This window comes from Pantoea sp. alder81, from assembly GCF_020179835.1.
Taxonomy (GTDB): Bacteria; Pseudomonadota; Gammaproteobacteria; order Enterobacterales; family Enterobacteriaceae; genus Pantoea.
Genome location: NZ_JAIUDA010000015.1, coordinates 1 through 18,394 on the forward strand (window position 1 = coordinate 1; position 18,394 = coordinate 18,394).

Here is an 18,394-nt window from a genome sequence, read left to right on the forward strand (position 1 = left end):
GTCCAGCGTCCAGCGTCCAGCGTCCAGCGTCCAGCGTCCAGCGTCCAGCGTCCAGCGTCCAGCGTCCAGCGTCCAGCGTCCAGCGTCCAGCGTCCAGCGTCCAGCGTCCAGCGTCCAGCGTCCAGCGTCCAGCGACATACATCCAACAAAGTTATCATGTCCTAACATCTAGACAGTTCGATAACATCTCCTTCAAAAATTTATCCTCTGCTAGAGCATTACGTGCCGGTCATCCAACCTATGTGCGACTGACCCTTACACGTAATTATAAGATGTCTTTAGTCACACCCACTGGTGATGCAAACGGAACGGAATCTGGAGAAGGCTGAAATTTTGTTTTAAGCATAGAAGTCGCATTGCGCGGAAAGCGGAAAGATAATGAATTACAGACAGTCGCTTAAGTGTAATTAGCTATCCTGGAGAGATTCCAGGTTTAGCTGTAAGGAGGTGAACGACTCGAAATGCTTTATGCAAAAATATCATCGTCATTACTCACTTGGACTCGCAAAAGTAATGCCCGGATCATCCTAGGCACCATCATTAAAAGTGCCTTCACCACCAATCTAAAAACCATGGTGATTTTCAGCCTGAAAATTTCAGAAATTTTCTTTTAATTCACTACCTTATAGCGTTTTCAGAAAGGTGAAAAAATCCATCTGAAAAGGTGACAATGTCATTTCAAGCTTTAAGCATCCACACTAATGACTGCGAGCCCGGAAGGGCAGGGCGCCCATCTATTGCCAGTAAGAATGCTTTAATCAGTGCGTGCGGAAGACAGTTAGCAAAAGCACGCCCAGTTCTACCGCGCGCAATTATACTTTGCATTGAGCTGTGTAAATCACACTAACCTAAGCGTTCACCATGGTGTTCCTATTTAACTCACGCCACAGTTGGATAGTCCTATGAACAATATCGACGTACTCATCGTTGGAGCAGGGCCCACCGGTTTGGTGCTGGCACTCTGGCTCACCCAGCAAGGCGTGTCGGTTCGAATCATCGACAAGAGCCTGGGGCCGGGTGAAACATCACGAGCAATGGCCGTTCAGGCCCGCACGCTGGAGTTGTATCGCCAGTTGGATTTGGCTGAAGAAACCATCGCAGCAGGCTATAAAATGCCGGCTATGAATATGTGGGCGCGGGGAGAACCGAAGGCGCGTATTTCCCTGGAGAACGCCGGGAACGACATTTCACCTTATCCATTCGTGCTTGTCTTACCCCAGGACAGACATGAAAAAATACTGGTCGCCCGCCTGGAAACATCTGGTGTCATCGTCGAACGGCAAACAGAATTCATGTCGTTCAGGGAAGAGGGCGAACGTATTGTTGCTACAATCATAACCCCTACAGGGCACACAGAAACCTGCACTGCCACCTATGTTGCAGGCTGTGATGGTGCGCATTCCCCGGTGCGCCATCAAATAGGCAGTGACTTCGAAGGCGGTACTTATAATCACCTTTTCTACGTTGCAGATGTAAATGCTAGTGGAGTGACACCCGCGAATGAGGGACACATTGCCTTCGACAAGTCTGATTTTGTCCTGGTGATGCCTTATGGGCCGGAGAATCAATATCGTTTGATCGGCACTGTTGAGAGCGAGGAAGGGGATAAGCAGCAACACTCTTTTGACGATGTCAGTCAAAGGGCCATTAGCGGATTAGGGCTCAGTATCAAACAGGTAAACTGGTTTTCTACTTACCGTGTCCATCACCGGGTGACCAACCATTTTCGTCGAGGTCGAGCCTTTTTGCTGGGGGATGCAGCACACGTCCATAGTCCGGCGGGAGGGCAGGGGATGAATACCGGTATTGCCGATGCGATAAACCTTGCGTGGAAATTGGTTGCGGTGATCAAGGCGCAGGCCCCTGAAATCTTGCTTGATAGTTATGAGGCGGAGCGCAAGGGCTTCGCTCACCAACTGGTAAAGACCACAGACCGGGTCTTCACCTTCATCACTGCCTCTGGCGGGTTCGCAGATTTTGTGCGTACGCACATTGCACCAGCGATCGCCAGTCAGGCCTATCAATATGGACGCGTTCGAGAATACCTTTTCCGCGTCATCTCACAAACGACGATGAGTTATCCGGACAGCTCTTTAAGTGAGGGAAAAGCGGGAGAGATCAGTGCGGGTGATCGCCTGCCGTATATCGCCATGGGTATGACTGACAATTATGCATCACTGAGTAAGATAGTCTGGCAAATACACATCTACGGCACCGCCACTGAAGAAGTCAGGAACTGGTGCGATCGCCATGGTGTGGAATGGCATGTCTTCCTCTGGCAGGATGCCTTTGAGAATAAAGGATTTAAACAGGACACCACTTACCTGATTCGACCGGATGGCTATATCGGCCTGGTGGTCACTGAAAGATACGCGGAGCATCTTTCAGCTTATGTCAGTCGTCTTGGAATTCAGCGAGCGCTGTTATTGAAACATTGATACTAATAACCCAGCAATAGTCCTTGAGGGGGCACTAAAGTCTCCACATTGCTGGCTTAAATAAAGGTGTCATGGCCAGAGAGAATTGATGCCTATCCAAAATGGTATGCTCGCTATCGATATCAAAGTGGTTAGGCATATGGCAGAACTGACCGTTTGCGTTTCATCTTGTGTGCGTGCAAAACCGAGCACGTTGACACCGCATGGGTTGGCTGCCATCAACACCAATACCCCACGTGCCATGCCCCCGACATTCAGTAACAGACAAAACAGTAAGACGATAGCGGGCATCACCACCAGCTTTGCTGTGGTAATGATAATGACAGCTGAGTTTGGCCGTGGTCTGAAACCAGAAAGGTTTGCGCCGAGAACGATTAATGCGCACGGCAATGCGGCTTGTGCCAGCCATGTGGTGAACTTCATGCTCCAGACTGGCAGAGTGATACCTGTAAGATTCACCGCTGTGCCAATAAGCAGCCCAATAATCATTGGGTTTGCGAGACTGATGAGAAGCACTTTAGTGCTAAAAGGTTCGTGAGCCGCAAAAGAGCTATACAGGCTTTGAAAACTAAATAGCAAGAGACTATGAACCGCCAGTAAAGTAAACAAAACCACCAGACCCGATTCCCCATACATCCCTGACACCATCGCTAAACCAATCAATGCATTATTTGAAAATGAAGCAGTGAGTCCATACGCAGACGGGCGTTTTAAGTGACGATGTGAAATGACATTTATTAACGTAAAAATAAACAATGCAGGAATAAAGTAAGCCAGTAACACATGAAGATTTAACCCCTCATGAAGTGGAGCATTGACCATGCCGGTAAACAAAACCATCGGCATAAAGAATTTGAAGGCAAGATTCCCTAATGCCTTATTTGCCTGAGGGTCAATCATGCCTCTGCGAGCTGCCGCATATCCAAGCAGGATAAGCAAAAAGACTGGCAAGATAATTTCTACAACATTCACAATATCGTTGCTCCCGTAATCGTTGAGTTTCAATTTTGCCGCGCCAGATGACCGCTGTCAGTGTCCTTTTTCCCCCAATATATGATTTGGCATACTAATTGCTATCAACCTATAACCGGGTGTTAAGTGTCGCCCACCATTTTCTAAAAGGGGGGACAGAAATGCAGTCGCTAAATTTGCGCCAGATAGAGGTGTTTCGTGCGGTCATGATCACCGGCTCGATCAACGGTGCTGCACAATTACTGTATGTGTCTCAGCCTGCAGTGAGCCGAATGTTGTCACATACCGAAGCGCGCATTGGATTTCCCTTATTTGAGCGGATTAAGGGACGTCTGTATCCCTCGCCAGAGGCACGTAGTTTATTTGATGATGTCGAATCAGTGTATCGAGATGTTCAGCGAGTAAACACAACACTACATAATCTGGTACAGCAGCGAGAGGGAGTATTGCGTATTGTGAGTAGCCCCAGTCTGGGGCATCAATTAGTGCCAAATGCAATTGCTGCCTTCCGACAGTGCAATCAACACATTCAGGTCAGTCTCGAGTGTATGCGACATACGTTGTTGCGTGATCATTTACTGGAGCAACAGGCGGACGTTGGATTTTCACTTTTTCCTGTCGACCATCCCAATTTACGGGCCGTTCCACTCAGTTATATTCGTGTGTTAGTGGTTTGCCCGAAAGACCATGAGTTGGCCCAGCTAGCCCCTGAAGCATTACCTCAGGCACTCGCCGAAATGCCGTTTATCGGTTATGCCGCCGATACGCCTTTCCACAGTTACATGCTCAAAGCGCTGGAACGTCTGGGATTAGCGTATCGGCCCAGTATTGATGTTGACTCCCCACACCATGCCTGTGCATTGGTTAAAAATGGCAGCGGTTTCTCCGTTGTCGATGAAATATCTTTCCAGGCTTCAGGTGCGGACAACATGTCGGTTCTGCCAATTCTGAATGAAGAACGCCTGACCATCAGTCTGGTACATCTACGACAAGCTCCACTGGCCCAGTTTTCACAAATGTTTGTCGAGCACCTCAGAGGCACGCTGGGGGAGGGCGGTTTTCATCTCTTCAACATGGATTAACCTTTTGTTAAGAGCGTCATTCATATTGGTATGCGACACGTAGCATTGAACCTCACACAATGAACTCATGTTCAAAAGGTTGCCGACACCGGGTCGGTTTAGTTGAGGGACTGTGTGTGCGCGAAATGATGATTGGTGGGGCTCAATTGGGCGCCATTCAAAAAAATGACACCCGAGAAAGTGTTGTTCAGCGGATGCTTGCGTTGCTGGAAAAAGCAAGCAAGCAGGGGTGCGAGTTGGTGGTTTTTCCAGAACTGGCGCTAACCACCTTTTTTCCCCGTTGGTATATGGAAGATCAAAGCGAAGTAGACAAATGGTTTGAACGCGAAATGCCGAGTGCAGTAACGCGGCCTCTGTTTGATTTCTCACGCGAGCATAGCATTGCGATTTCGTTTGGCTATGCGGAGCTGACACCTGAAGGGCACCATTTCAATACCTCGATTATCACCGATCGCCAGGGCAACATCGTGGGCAAATACCGCAAAGTGCACCTGCCTGGCCATGCCGAATATGAGCCTGACCGTGATTTCCAGCATCTGGAGAAACGTTATTTTGAGCCGGGTGATCTGGGTTTTCCTACCTGGGAAAATGAAGGTGCCGTCATGGGGATGTGCATCTGCAATGACCGCCGCTGGCCTGAAACCTATCGAGTCATGGGGCTGCAAGGCGTGGAGTTGATTACCCTAGGCTATAACACACCGTCGATCAATGCTCTCGAACGTGAAGAAGGTGAGACCAAGCGCCTGTTCCATTCTGAGTTGTGCATGCAGGCCGGCGCTTATCAAAACGCCACCTGGGTTGTCGGCGTGGCCAAAGCTGGCGTGGAAGATGGTTTCCCGCTGATGGGCGGCAGTGTCATTGTTGATCCAAACGGTTTTGTTGTGGCGCGAGCAACCAGTCAGGATGACGAACTGATATCCCACTGCTGTGATATGGATCTGTGCCAGTTTGGCAAATCCACCATCTTCAATTTTTCCCGCCATCGTCGTATTGAACATTACGGCATCATCACGCAGCAAACCGGCGTAGAACGCCCGTAATCAGGAGACATTGATGAATCGTACGGTTTATCTCAATGGCGAATTTGTGGCTGAACAGGATGCCAAAATTTCAATTTTTGATCGTGGTTTTACTTTTGCGGATGCGATCTATGAAGTGACGGCCGTTCTGAACGGAAAGCTGGTGGATGTTGACCGTCATCTTTCACGTCTGCGGCGTTCATTGAAAGAGATGGCGCTACAGCTATCGCTAACGGACGCTGCGTTACTGGATATTCACCGGCAGTTGATTGCAAAAAATAACCTGCATGAGGGGTTGGTCTATTTGCAAGTCAGTCGGGGCGAAGAGGATCGTAACTTTGCGTTTCCCGCTGAAACGACACCCGTCACCCTGGTGCTCTATACCCAGGAAAAAAACGTGATTCACAGCCCGCAAGGAGAGCACGGTATCCGCATCATTTCTCTGCCTGATTTGCGCTGGGGACGATGTGACATCAAAACCACGCAATTGCTCTACGCCTGCCTGGCCAAAGAGCAAGCCAGGCAACGCGGCGCAGAGGATGCGTGGCTGGTCAAAGAGGGGAAGGTGACGGAAGGGACCTCCAATAATGCCTTTATTGTCACGCGAGAGGGCGTCGTCATTACCCGTGAACTCTCGTCAGCCCTGCTGCCTGGTATCACGCGCGGAACATTGATTGAGTTGTTAAGCGCGCGAGGATTCAGGCTGGAAGAACGCGGTTTTACGCTTGATGAGGCGAAAGAAGCGGCAGAAGCATTCATTACATCGTCCACCTCCTTTGTTTATCCCGTGGTGAGCATTGATGGCCAGCTGATGGGGGATGGAAAACCGGGACACCTTACCCGCCAACTACGCCAATTGTATATCGAGCATGCTGTCAATTCGGCTCGTTGAGAAGGCATCCGAACCTATTTGATTTTTTATGACATCGCCCAACCCAGCACCAGGGGCGCGAATGACTGGAGTGATAACAATGAAACGATTTCCATCTCGTACATTACTTGCCTGCTTACTTTGTATTGGCTTGAGCACTGCAATAACAGCTCCCGGTGCGATGGCGGCTGAGAAGACGCTGCATGCCGTGATGTCATCATCGCTGCGCATTCTTGATCCTATAGCGACCACCGCACAAATCACCCGCAATCACGGGTACATGATCTATGACACCCTAATAGGCATGGATGACAAGCAACAGCCGCAACCGCAAATGGCAGACTGGAAAATTTCGTCAGATGGCCTGACCTACACCTTTACATTGCGCGATGGCCTGCTTTGGCATGATGGGAAGCCGGTTACGGCCACCGATTGCGTCGCCTCGTTAAAGCGCTGGGCACACTACGATGTGGGTGGTCAGTTGATGATGAAATACGTCGACAGCCTGACAGCGACAGATGCCAAAACCATCACACTCAAGCTGGCAAAACCGTTTGGTTATGTCTTGCAGCTGCTGGCGAAACCCTCATCAGTCGCCGCTTTTATGATGCCTGAACGGGTAGCCAACACACCTGAAGGGAAAATGATCACCGATTACACCGGCTCAGGTCCTTTCAAATTTGTGGCAAGCGAGTTCGATCCAGGAAATCGCGTGGTGTACGAGAAATTCAAAGATTACGTCCCACGTAAAGAACCAGCCAGCGGGACAGCGGGTGGCAAAGTGGTAAACGTAGATAGGGTTGAATGGATCAACATGCCAGATCGTATGACGGCAATCAACGCGCTGGCCTCCGGGGATATCGATTTTATTGAACAGGTGCCCATTGATCTGCTGCCCGTTGTTGAGGGGAACCCGGATTTGAAATTTGGGACGCTGAGTAAATTAGGCGCTATGACCGGCGGTCGTATGAACTTCCTTTACCCTCCGTTTAACAATCCCGATATTCGTCGTGCCGCTTTATTGGCGATGAATCAAAAAGACATTCTCAATGCGCTGGTAGGCAATCCTCAATACTACAAACTCTGTGCTTCTGTCTTCGGATGCGGTACGGCACTGGAGAGTGAAGCGGGTGGGGAATCACTACTGAAAGACGGAAATATCGACGCTGCGAAAGCGTTGCTGAAAAAAGCCGGTTACGACGGTACACCCGTGGTGATCATGCAACCCACTGATGTCCCCAGTCAGGCTTCGCAGCCTGTGGTTGCCGCACAGGCGTTACGCAAAGTAGGCTTCAACGTTGATTTACAGCCGATGGACTGGCAAACGCTGGTTTCCCGCCGCGCGAACCCGAATCCACCGGCTCAGGGAGGCTGGAACCTGTTCTTCACCTACTGGAATGCTGAAACCATCTGGAATCCGGTAGTCAATCCGATGCTGGCCAGCGGCGGCCGGAATGGAGCCTGGTTTGGCTGGCCGACTGATCCGCAGATGGCCCAACTGAAAATCGATTTTGCCACTGCCACTGATCCAGCAAAACAGAAAGCTATTGCGGTAGATATTCAGAAACATGCCATGGATGAGGTGAGTTATATCCCGCTGGGGCAATTTTACGATGTTGCTGCCTGGAATAACCATATCAGCCATCTGATGACTGGGCCATCAACTGTGTTCTGGAACGTTGAGAAGAACGATTGATTTTTTAACAGCATTTGGAGGTGAGTGTGGCGGGCTATTTCATTCGTCGTGTGCTGGCGGCCATCCCGGTAATGTTGGTGGTGGCGCTGTTTGTCTTTCTTTTATTGCGCCTATCGCCAGGAGATCCGGCCGCCATTATTGCGGGCGATATGGCAACGCCACAACAGTTGGCCGCCATTCGTGCGAATCTCGGTCTCGACCAACCGTTATATGAGCAATTTTTTGTCTGGATTTCACACCTGTTGCAAGGTGACTTTAGCACTTCGCTGATGGCAAAAACGCCGGTGCTGACCATGATTGGCCAACGCCTCGAACCCACCCTCAGTTTGGCGCTAGTGGCAATTTTGTTCACCATCGCGATTTCAGTACCGTTGGGGGTACTGGCAGCCTGGAAACACGGTAGCTGGCTGGACAACCTGGTGATGTCAGTTTCCGTCCTGGGCTTTTCTATCCCGGTTTTCGTTATTGGCTATCTGCTGACATCGGTGTTTGCGATTGAACTCAAATGGCTGCCCGTTCAGGGATTTACCAGTATAACTAAAGGGCTCTGGCCTTTTGCTGAACGCATAATATTACCCGCGCTGACCTTGTCATCGGTTTATATCGCTTTAGTGGCACGCATGACGCGAGCAAGTTTACTTGAAGTCCTGGGTGAGGATTATATTCGCACGGCCCGGGCGAAAGGGTTATCGGAGATCCATGTGCTTTTCCGTCATGCGTTGCGGAACGCAATGATCCCCATCTTGACAGTGATTGGTACCGGATTTGCCTTGATGATTTCGGGCGTAGTGGTAACAGAGAGCGTCTTTAATGTTCCGGGATTGGGGAGACTGATTGTGGATGCTGTGCTGGCAAGGGATTACCCGGTAATACAGGGCATGATCCTGCTAACCAGCGGAGTTTATGTTGTCATCAACCTGTTAATAGATCTCTCGTATGCACTGAGCGATCCGCGTATTCGTTATTGAAGGGGCGCCTGAGTATGAGCAAATCCATTTCGGCTGAGTTGCCAGTGCTACAGCGTCGCTGGTTTCGTCTGCCGCGTCTTCCCTGGTTAACTATCGTGGCACTTGTGGTTCTGGTATCCATTATCTGCATGGCGATCTTCGCACCATGGATTGCTAATCATGATCCCGTGGAATTATCACCCGCCACTCGACTCAAACCAGCCAGCGCTGAATTTTGGCTCGGCACTGATGCCTATGGCCGTGACCTGTTTTCACGCGTTGTCTATGGCGCCCGTGTATCACTGATGGTGGGGCTCGGTGTCACGATCATGAGTGTCTTGATAGGACTGCCGCTGGGACTGCTTGCGGGCTATTTTCGACGTCTCGATGCGATCCTAATGCGCATCATGGACGGCCTGATGGCCATCCCTGGCATTTTGCTGGCTATCGCGATTGTTTCATTAAGCAGTGCCAGTCTGTGGACTGTGATGATTGCTATCATGGTGCCGGAAATCCCTCAGGTCGTGCGTCTGGTGCGTTCAAGGGTATTGTCCGCACGCGAGGAGCCCTATGTTGAGGCAGCGCTACTCTCGGGCACTTCAACATTGAGCATCCTGACACGGCATTTGATGCCCACCACACTGGCACCGTTAATTGTCCAGAGTACCTATATTTGCGCCTCTGCAATCCTGACCGAAGCCATTCTTTCCTTTCTGGGAGCAGGCATCGGGACCGAAACGCCGACCTGGGGCAACATCATTTCTGAAGGTCGAGTCTATTTTCAGCTCAAGCCTTCACTGGTGCTTTGGCCGGGTCTGGCATTATCGCTTTGTATTCTCTCCATCAACTTGCTAGGTGATGCGGTGAGTGATGCGCTTGATCCACGCCTGAAGAAAAAGGGTAAAGCATGAGTGAATATGATCGTGACGTTATGAAGGTTGAGCATTTATCGGTGGCTACCGCACAGGGAGGACCGATTTTACAGGATGTCTCATTCTCTATTCGTTCGGGAGAAACGCTATGCCTCGTGGGGGAAAGCGGATCGGGGAAATCTGTGACTTCATTAGCTACGCTCGGCCTGTTACCGCAAGGCGCACTCAGTGTGACCAGCGGTCGCATACTGCTTGATGGCGAGGATGTCTTGCGGGCAACACCGCGTCGTTTAAAAGCGTTGCGCGGCAGCCATATGGCCATGATTTTTCAGGAACCCATGACCGCGCTTAACCCGGTGCTGACTGTTGGACGACAGATTGATGAAGTCCTGCAGGCACACACCGAATACAACGCAGCCGAGCGGCGCGCTAACGTTATGGACGCATTAGCGCAGGTACATTTACCCGATATCGAGCGTATTTACACTGCGTTCCCACATCAGCTAAGCGGTGGCCAGCGTCAGCGCATCATGATCGCGATGGCACTGGTACTCAAACCACGTTTACTGATTGCTGATGAACCCACCACAGCGTTGGATGTGACGACCCAGCAGCAAATACTCAAACTCATCCTTGAGCTGCAAAAAAAGCAGGGAACGGCAGTGCTATTTATCACTCATGATATGGGTGTGGTAGCTGATATTGCTGATCGCATCTGCGTCATGCGCAAAGGAAAAATTGTTGAGTCTGGTGACCTGAAACAGGTACTAACGCAACCGCGAGAAGCTTATACGCAAGCATTACTAGCCGCTGTGCCGAGTCTTATCCCTCGTCAGGCACGTCCGGCTGTCAGCGCTCAGGTGGTACTGGATGTCGTGGAATTAGGCAAAACCTTTGCCGCCAAAGGTTGCGCACTGAGATGGCTAGCAAAACGGCGTGAAGGCACGCGTGCGTTGCAGGACGTGACCTTCAGCCTTAAACGCGGTCGCACGCTGGGCATCGTAGGTGAAAGTGGTTCAGGGAAATCCACCATGGCGCGGTGTGTGATGCGATTACTCATGCCTGATGAGGGGGCCATTCGTATTGTGGGCAATGACATTTCAGAGTTGTCACCCTTGGGATTAAAGCCGCACCGCAAACGTATCCAGATGATATTCCAGGATCCCAATCGTTCGCTTAATCCACGCCTCACCATTGGGAAAAGTTTGGTGGAAGGCCCCATGAATCATGGCGCTTCCTTCGGTGAGGCTTGGGCGCGCGGCAAAGCCCTGCTGGAACTGGTGGGGCTGCCAGGCGATGCGATCGACCGCTTTCCGCATCAGTTCTCAGGAGGGCAGCGACAGCGTATTGCCATTGCGCGCGCGCTGGCGATGGAGCCTGATGTGATTGTCGCCGATGAGGCTGTTTCAGCTCTGGATGTTTCAGTACAGGCACAGGTCTTGCAACTGCTGGATGATATTCAGCAACGTCTGGGTGTGGCCATTTTGTTTATTACCCATGACCTGCGTGTGGCGGCGCAACTCTGCGATGACGTATTAGTGATGCAACATGGCAAGGTAGTGGAATATGGCACTGCTCATGAGGTGCTTATGGCACCGCAACATGCGTACACACAACAACTTATGGGCGCGATACCGGGGAAAAATTGGGATTTTGCCGCTAAACGAGGGATCGAAAGATGACCTATGATCTACTCTTCACGCGCGTCACTGTTGTCGATGGAAGCGCGGCTGAGCCCTATCTGGCGGATGTAGGGGTTAGAGGGGATCGTATTGTCGCGATAGGACAACTGGATGAATCGGAGGCCAAAGCCATCATTACAGGCAATGGCCGATATCTCATGCCGGGTTTTATTGATGTGCACACCCATGACGACACGATGGTCATACACCAGCCTGACATGCTGCCAAAGATTTCCCAGGGAGTGACGACGGTCATTGTTGGCAATTGTGGCATCAGTGCTTCACCTGTTGTGTTACATGGCAATCCGCCTGACCCCATGAACCTGCTGGGTGGGCGAGAGGCGTTTGCTTATCCTACATTCCAGCATTATGTTTTGGCTGTTGAAGAGGCAGTACCAGCAGTTAATGTGGCGGCGTTAATTGGCCATACCGCATTACGTGCGAATGTCATGTCTGAATTTGACCGACCCGCGAGCCCCAGTGAACAAACTCAGATGGCTATTGCCCTGAAGGCTGCGCTGGAAGCCGGTGCAATTGGTTTAAGTTCTGGGCTCGCTTACACCAATGCCAGACAGGCACCTGCCTCAGAAATGCAATCGCTGGTGGATATCGTCGGTGAAAAAGGTGCGATCTATACCACGCACATGCGTAATGAACACGATGGATTACTCAATTCGCTGGAGGAGTCGTTCAGTACTGCGCGTCAGGCAGGAGCCGATCTGGTCATCTCTCATTTAAAATGCGCCGGAGCGGGGAATTGGGGAAAGGCTCCGTTAGCTCTACAGGCACTGGAAAAGGCCGCTAGCCAACAGCCCTGTAATTGTGATTGTTATCCCTATGCCTGTAGCTCGACCACGCTGGATGCATGGCGTGTGGATGGAGAAATGGAAATCTACATTAACTGGTCTGAGCCGCATCCTGAGATGGCCCGACAGACGCTGAAAGAGATAGCCGCACAATGGGGTGTCGATCAATGGCAGGCAACTGAGCGCTTACGCCCTGCTGGTGCGATTTATCACATGATGCATGAGGAGGATGTGCAGAAAATTCTGGCCCATCCCTTGTCCATGATAGGGTCGGATGGATTACCATCTGACCCTAATCCACACCCACGTTTATGGGGGACATTTCCCCGCGTATTGGCGCATTATTGCCGGGATTTAAAACTTTTTAGTTTGGAAGAAGCCGTGCATAAGATGACGGGCCTTTCTGCTGCGCGCTTTCGTTTAAAGGATCGCGGGGTTATCAGAACGGGCGCATTTGCCGATTTGACGCTGGTGGATATGACTACGCTTGAGGATGTTGCGACCTATAGTGACCCCTGTAAGGCATCTCCCGGCATTCACCTTGTTGTGGTAAATGGAGTGATCAGTTATCAAAATGGGAAAGTCATTCAACGCAATGGCCGGATGCTAAAAGCCTGAGCAGTAAGGTTTTCGCTTTACACTTCAGCATGCTTCGCTAAGTTTCAGGGGAAGAGTTAAAGCGAAAATTCAATAGCAAATATAACGTTTTGCCACAACATGGCAAGGTGAAGGTATTAATGTGACTATATTCCTTACGCCCGGTGCTTAGCATGTAAATACACATGTGCCTCTAACGTATCGATTTGATGAGAATAATGAGCCTACGACGTTGGCATGGATTCAACGCTGCGTCAGCCAGTTAAAGCAACAGCGATTTTAAAGCGCAATAGAATTCTTCCCTAGCAACGCGTGGCACAAAGCCTCACCAACAGCACTAGCAGATTGTGGATTCTGGCCGGTAATCAGCAGACCGTCGGTCACCACATTGCACTGCCAGTTATCCGCAGGCTGGTGGCGTGCACCTCGCTCTTTGAGCGCCGCTTCCAGCATAAACGGCACCACATTCGCCATACCGACTTCCATCTCTTCGGTATCGGTGAAAGCCGCAACGTGTTTACCTTTCAACAGATATTGCCCGTTACGCAGTTTCACATTGATCAACGCTGCCGGGCCGTGGCAAACCGCTGCAACGGGTTTACCGCTCTCATACATCTGGCGCGTCAGGTATTTCAGCGCGGCATCATCGGGGAAATCCCACATTGTGCCATGCCCACCGACAAACAGGATCGCGCTGTAATCCTCACTTTTGGTCGCCGCCAGCGGTAATGTGTTGTTGAGTCGCTGCTGAAAGCCTGTGTCCTGCCAGTAGTGCTGATTGATCGCATCATCCTGGATACCATACACCGGGGGTTTCCCTCCTTTGACAGATGCGAAGACCGTGCGAATCCCGGCTGATTCGAGTACATGAAAAGGATGGATCAGTTCTGGCAGGTAGAAACCTGAGATTTCATGACCGGCGACAATATCGCGAAAACTGCTCAGCACCAGCAATACCGGTTTAACTGAGTGCGGCTGGACGCCATTCATAAATGATCCTTAAATTCTTATTCATTTTAAGCGTAATGGATGTGCTGCATCGGGGAAGGAGCCAAACGTCGCCACAGTCAGAATAATTTGCGGTGATAAATTGTTAAACGGTGGTTTGCTTATAGTGACTATAAGAGTTATTTATAACAGTGTGGTATGTAATGTTTTAACGGCGGAAAATAACGTTAAAACACTTTCCGGAAAATCAGATACCCATCAAAATAAAACTGAGCCTCCGCAGAGGCTCATTAATGGTTTAGAAGGAAGTGGTTACACCCGCATAATAAGCGCGGCCCGGTTCGTTATACGTCGAAGCACCTTCGTTCTCACGGTAGATCTGTTTATTCAGCAGATTGCTGATGCCGGCACTGAAGCGAAGGTTTTTATTCACCTCATAATTAACGCCCACACCATAAATCGCATAGGCTCCGACTTCCTTATCGGATAAGCCGCTCGCCTCTTTACGAATCTCCGCCGTAGTACGTGGATGCTGACGTCCATACATGGTCCAGCTCAGGGTGGTGGATAAGGCATCAGTCACCTGCCACTCAAGCCAGCTATTCACGGTATATTTCGGAATCAACGATAAAGGGTTACCCGTCGATTTATATTTAGACGTGAACATGTAGGTGGCATTAGTACGCCAGTTCAGCGTGTCTTCAATCAGCGGTAAGGTTAAATTTCCTTCCAGACCCTGGGTCAACGCTTTACCCCCGTTTTGCCACTGATAGATATCATAGGTCGAGGAGTACCATGAACCGGCTACTGCAACGGTTCCAAGAGAATCGGAGCCCGCGACGATTTTATTTTGATAGTCATTACGGAAGTAAGTCAGGCCTGCACTGTAACCCGCATCATTCCATTGCAAACCAATCTCTTTGTTTACACTGACTTCAGGTTTGAGATCGCCATTGCCCATTAAATAGCAACCATTGCTGCCGCTCACGGAGCATCCGTTACCACTGCTGGCGAGAAGATAACCTTCGGTTGATTGATAGAGATTCGGGGCTTTAAACACGCGAGCAATACCGGCCTTTAACTTCAGCGTGTCGGTTAAATCCTGCTGAATATTAAGGCTCGGGCTCCAGTTATGTCCGAATTTATCGCTGTAATCGAAACGCAAACCGGGAATCAACGTGGTGCCGTCAAAGGCATCAATCGTGTCTTCCAGATAGAGTGCACTCAGCTCCTGGCTGTTTTTGCTGCTGCGCTGCGATGGGTCGCCGGAAACACCGTTAATATCAATGCCTGTCGCATCCGTTTCCTGCATCGCTGCCGGGTCGTTGAGCTGCTCTTTGTTCCACTCGCCTCCGATGGTTAAGGTATGGTCCACCAGCAAGTTGAAGGGAACGGTGTATTCGTTGTTGATACGCCAGGTTTTATAGCGGCTGGTGTTGTAAGTATCGCTGTTGATCATTCCTTCTACTTTGCCAGTTGATCCTTCGGCCAGACGCGTATTGTGCGTATCCTCATAGCTCAGCGTGAGTTTGGATTGCCCCCAATCCCAGATGCCATTATGGATGAGGCTATAAGCCTGGCGGTACATGCGGTTGGTTTCGCTGCCATATAAAGTCGGTACCAGCGTACTGAGATTACTCAGGCTATATTGCGTATCCCCGGCGTAAATATTGCCCTGACGGCTGTAGGCATAATTGAAGTCGAGGAATTGTTGCTCGTTGATCTTCCACTGTAACGATGTATTGATGTCACGATTTCGCACACCTTCGCGGCCGGCTGCGTAGGAACCATCCTCGCTGGTATTGATATCGTAGGCGTCGGCGTCAGTTTTATTGATATTGCCGTATACGCGCATCGTCAGCACGTCATCAATCAGCGGGCCACTCAAACTAAAGTTCATGCGCTTCGTCGCGCCTTCATCTTTATCTTCAGGTTGATTGGTAAATAGAGAGAGTGAACCGTGCCAGTCATTGGTTGGGCGTTTGGTGACGATATTGACCACACCTCCCATCGCGCCGGATCCGTAGTGAGCCGCCGCCGGGCCGCGCAGTACATCGATGTGATCCACCATCTCAGCGGGAACCCAGTTGGTATCGCCTCGGGTATCACGCTCCCCGGTGCGGCTGTAGCGTACCGCGCTGCGCGAAGAAACAGGCACCCCATCAATCAGAATTAAGGTGTTTTCGGGACCCATGCCGCGAATATCAATCTGGCGATTATTACCGCGGCTTCCTGTGGCACTGTTACCCGTGAGATTAACGCCAGGCATTTTGCGAATAATATCTGAGAGATCATTGACCGGCGGATTGCGTTCAAGATCTTGCTGTGTAATCAATGATGCACCAGGCTGCTGCTTCAGAACATCCTCAGCTTTTGCACTGACGACCATATCCGTTTCATTCGTTGCGGTCTTCTCTGCCTTTTTTGCCGAGATGACTTTCTCACTACCGCTATCATTATTATCCAGCGATAAGACGTCATTATTATCAGCCGCCAGCACATTTCCACTGTGAACGGTAATTCCAATCAGAATTGAAAGCGTTGTTTTCCTTACACCAAAGACAAAAGACATATTGTTACACCGGTTTATTATTAGTTACATATCAAATGAGGAGGAGAATAATTATCATAATCATTCTCAATATTGATATTTTTGACACATTTGGACATGTCTGATGGTGCCTGTTTACATGTCTTGCCTCAGAGATTGCAAAAGGGGCAGAGAAGTGAGCAATTGTGGAAAGATTATGAAGGTATACGGCGGTAGCTATTTGGCATCCGCCTCAGGATTAGATGTGACGTTGTAGCCAGGCTAAGGCCAACTGGGCGCGGGCTGAGAGTGGCCATTCTGCCCGATGCACTAGCCAGATAGTGTCAAGCAGCGCATCACCTTCAGCCATAACGTCAATAGTTTCAGGTCGGTTAAACGCCAGTCGTGCATAGCGGGGCAGTACCGCAAAACCAAGCCCGCGCGCGACCGGTTCTAGGATCAGACCGATCTGATTACTGAATCCGCGCTGGGGAAGGTTGCGTATGCCTGGGTTGCCCGGAAATAATCGGCTTAACAATCGTGTCGCCATCGCCTGCCCATCGGGATGGTCGATGTATCCCAGCTTTTCCAAATCGTTCCAGCCGATAATCCTCGTGTTGGCCGGTACGATCAGTTCCAGCGGTTCTTGCGCAAAGGGATGGGCCACGAGTCTTTTATCATCAGGTTTGTGTGTGACCAGCCCCATTTCGTAGCGGTTATGCAATACCGCATCGATCACTTCGCTATCCGGCGCAAAGCGGTGACGAACGGTGAGGTCGCGATGCTGCTCCTGTAATGACAACAGTAAAGGGTATAGCCGGAGCCCAATGCTGCCGGGCGAAATCACGCTGACTTCACCGCAGGTGGCTTCGGCATCACTCAGTCGCAGCATTAAGTGGTGATGAGCACGATCGATTTGCTGGCAATAATCCAGCAGCGCGCTACCGGCGGGTGTCAGTTCTAACGGACGCTTGCTTCTCAGTATCACCGGGCCTAACTGCTGTTCAATATGGCGAATATGCTGACTCACTGCTGCCTGGGTGATACCTAATCGCTCCGCGCTATCGGTAAAGCTCCCAAGTTCGGCCAGCGTGGCAAATGATTTGAGCCATTGTGGGTTCAACATAATGAAATTTTATAATCCTTATAATTGATTGTCTGTTTTCATTATAACGCCAGTTACGTAGCCTGAAGACCTTTTCATCATAAGAGATTGATCATGACGACTCCCTATCCTCGCTCCTTTTCCCATATTGGCCTTTCGGTCACAGACCTTGATGCCGCCGTAAAGTTTTACACCGAAGTGATGGGCTGGTATCTGATCATGCCGCCTACGCAGATTGCGGAAGATGAATCCGCCATCGGGGTAATGTGCAGTGACGTTTTCGGTCAGGGATGGGAGAAGTTCCGCATCGCTCACCTTTCCACAGGCGACCGCGTCGGTGTCGAAATCTTTGAATTCAAGGCGGCAGCAAAACCCGAAAATAACTTTGAATACTGGAAAACCGGCGTATTCCATTTCTGCGTGCAGGACCCTGATGTAGAAGGCCTGGCGGAGAAAATTGTCGCTGCGGGTGGCAAACAACGCATGCCGGTACGCGAGTATTTCCCTGGGGAAAAACCGTATCGCATGGTCTATATGGAAGACCCGTTCGGCAACATCATCGAGATTTACAGCCACAGTTACGAACTGACCTATTCCGCAGGTGCGTATGTCTGAGCAGGAATTCGCCGTCCCCATAGACTGTTGAGGCGGGGTAATGCTATCAAGTCCACTACAACCGCTACGCATGACAGGGCGCGGTTGTTGTGATTATCGAAGCCTCCACGGTATTGATTGAAGGGTCGATCACACCAACGTGCCTGAATATCTGGAGTGATGAGCAGGTGTAGTCATTAGATTAAAAGCTCTATATATCATAAGGTTGTATCAG

At 50.4% G+C, this 18,394-nt stretch carries 14 protein-coding genes; 10 read left to right on the plus strand and 4 right to left on the minus strand.

What is annotated here, in order from left to right; genetic code table 11:
• The first annotated feature begins 902 nt into the window (after positions 1 to 902).
• Positions 903 to 2,438: an FAD-dependent oxidoreductase gene (locus tag LBW88_RS25000; protein WP_224934588.1), complete on the plus strand. Its 1,536-nt coding sequence runs from the start codon at positions 903 to 905 to the stop codon at positions 2,436 to 2,438.
• 69 nt (positions 2,439 to 2,507) lie between these two features.
• Here the strand turns inward: LBW88_RS25000 and LBW88_RS25005 are convergent, their stop codons facing one another.
• Positions 2,508 to 3,443: an AEC family transporter gene (locus LBW88_RS25005; protein WP_224934590.1), complete on the minus strand. Its 936-nt coding sequence runs from the start codon at positions 3,441 to 3,443 to the stop codon at positions 2,508 to 2,510.
• Positions 3,444 to 3,571: 128 nt separating this feature from the next.
• Here LBW88_RS25005 and LBW88_RS25010 point away from each other — a divergent pair, with 128 nt between their 5' ends.
• From LBW88_RS25010 to LBW88_RS25045, 8 genes are all read left to right on the plus strand, one after another.
• Positions 3,572 to 4,492 (plus strand): LysR family transcriptional regulator, encoded by a 921-nt coding sequence (locus LBW88_RS25010; protein ID WP_224934592.1) that lies wholly within the window; start codon positions 3,572 to 3,574, stop codon positions 4,490 to 4,492.
• 128 nt (positions 4,493 to 4,620) lie between these two features.
• Entirely contained in the window at positions 4,621 to 5,532 is a 912-nt protein-coding gene (locus tag LBW88_RS25015; RefSeq protein WP_224934707.1) for an N-carbamoyl-D-amino-acid hydrolase, read from the plus strand.
• A 13-nt stretch (positions 5,533 to 5,545) separates the two neighbouring features.
• Entirely contained in the window at positions 5,546 to 6,403 is an 858-nt protein-coding gene (locus tag LBW88_RS25020) for a D-amino-acid transaminase (RefSeq protein WP_224934594.1), read from the plus strand.
• A 79-nt stretch (positions 6,404 to 6,482) separates the two neighbouring features.
• The gene (locus tag LBW88_RS25025; protein WP_224934596.1) at positions 6,483 to 8,078 is read left to right on the plus strand and encodes an ABC transporter substrate-binding protein; all 1,596 of its coding nucleotides are present in this window, start codon (positions 6,483 to 6,485) and stop codon (positions 8,076 to 8,078) included.
• A 26-nt stretch (positions 8,079 to 8,104) separates the two neighbouring features.
• Positions 8,105 to 9,046 carry an ABC transporter permease gene (locus LBW88_RS25030; RefSeq protein ID WP_224934597.1) on the plus strand — a complete coding sequence of 314 codons (942 nt, stop codon included), beginning with the start codon at positions 8,105 to 8,107 and terminating at the stop codon, positions 9,044 to 9,046.
• 14 nt (positions 9,047 to 9,060) lie between these two features.
• Positions 9,061 to 9,936 (plus strand): ABC transporter permease, encoded by an 876-nt coding sequence (locus tag LBW88_RS25035; protein WP_224934599.1) that lies wholly within the window; start codon positions 9,061 to 9,063, stop codon positions 9,934 to 9,936.
• Complete coding sequence (locus tag LBW88_RS25040) at positions 9,933 to 11,579, plus strand: ABC transporter ATP-binding protein (RefSeq protein WP_224934601.1); 1,647 nt, start codon at positions 9,933 to 9,935, stop codon at positions 11,577 to 11,579. The genes LBW88_RS25035 and LBW88_RS25040 overlap by 4 nt, the downstream gene beginning before the upstream one ends.
• On the plus strand, positions 11,576 to 13,003 hold the full coding sequence (locus LBW88_RS25045; protein ID WP_224934604.1) for an N-acyl-D-amino-acid deacylase family protein: 1,428 nt from the start codon (positions 11,576 to 11,578) through the stop codon (positions 13,001 to 13,003). The genes LBW88_RS25040 and LBW88_RS25045 overlap by 4 nt, the downstream gene beginning before the upstream one ends.
• A gap of 258 nt (positions 13,004 to 13,261) precedes the next feature.
• Here LBW88_RS25045 and LBW88_RS25050 read toward each other — a convergent pair whose 3' ends face one another.
• From LBW88_RS25050 to LBW88_RS25060, 3 genes are all read right to left on the minus strand, one after another.
• A complete protein-coding gene (locus LBW88_RS25050) occupies positions 13,262 to 13,972 on the minus strand; it encodes a type 1 glutamine amidotransferase domain-containing protein (RefSeq protein WP_224934605.1) in 711 nt (236 codons plus the stop codon).
• Between the two features lie 256 nt (positions 13,973 to 14,228).
• Positions 14,229 to 16,502, minus strand: a complete 2,274-nt coding sequence (locus LBW88_RS25055) for a FepA family TonB-dependent siderophore receptor (protein WP_224934607.1) — start codon at positions 16,500 to 16,502, stop codon at positions 14,229 to 14,231.
• Positions 16,503 to 16,719: 217 nt separating this feature from the next.
• On the minus strand, positions 16,720 to 17,586 hold the full coding sequence (locus LBW88_RS25060) for a LysR family transcriptional regulator (protein ID WP_224934609.1): 867 nt from the start codon (positions 17,584 to 17,586) through the stop codon (positions 16,720 to 16,722).
• A 93-nt stretch (positions 17,587 to 17,679) separates the two neighbouring features.
• Between LBW88_RS25060 and LBW88_RS25065 the strand changes: the two genes are divergently transcribed.
• Complete coding sequence (locus tag LBW88_RS25065) at positions 17,680 to 18,180, plus strand: lactoylglutathione lyase family protein (protein ID WP_224934611.1); 501 nt, start codon at positions 17,680 to 17,682, stop codon at positions 18,178 to 18,180.
• The last annotated feature ends 214 nt before the right edge of the window (positions 18,181 to 18,394 follow it).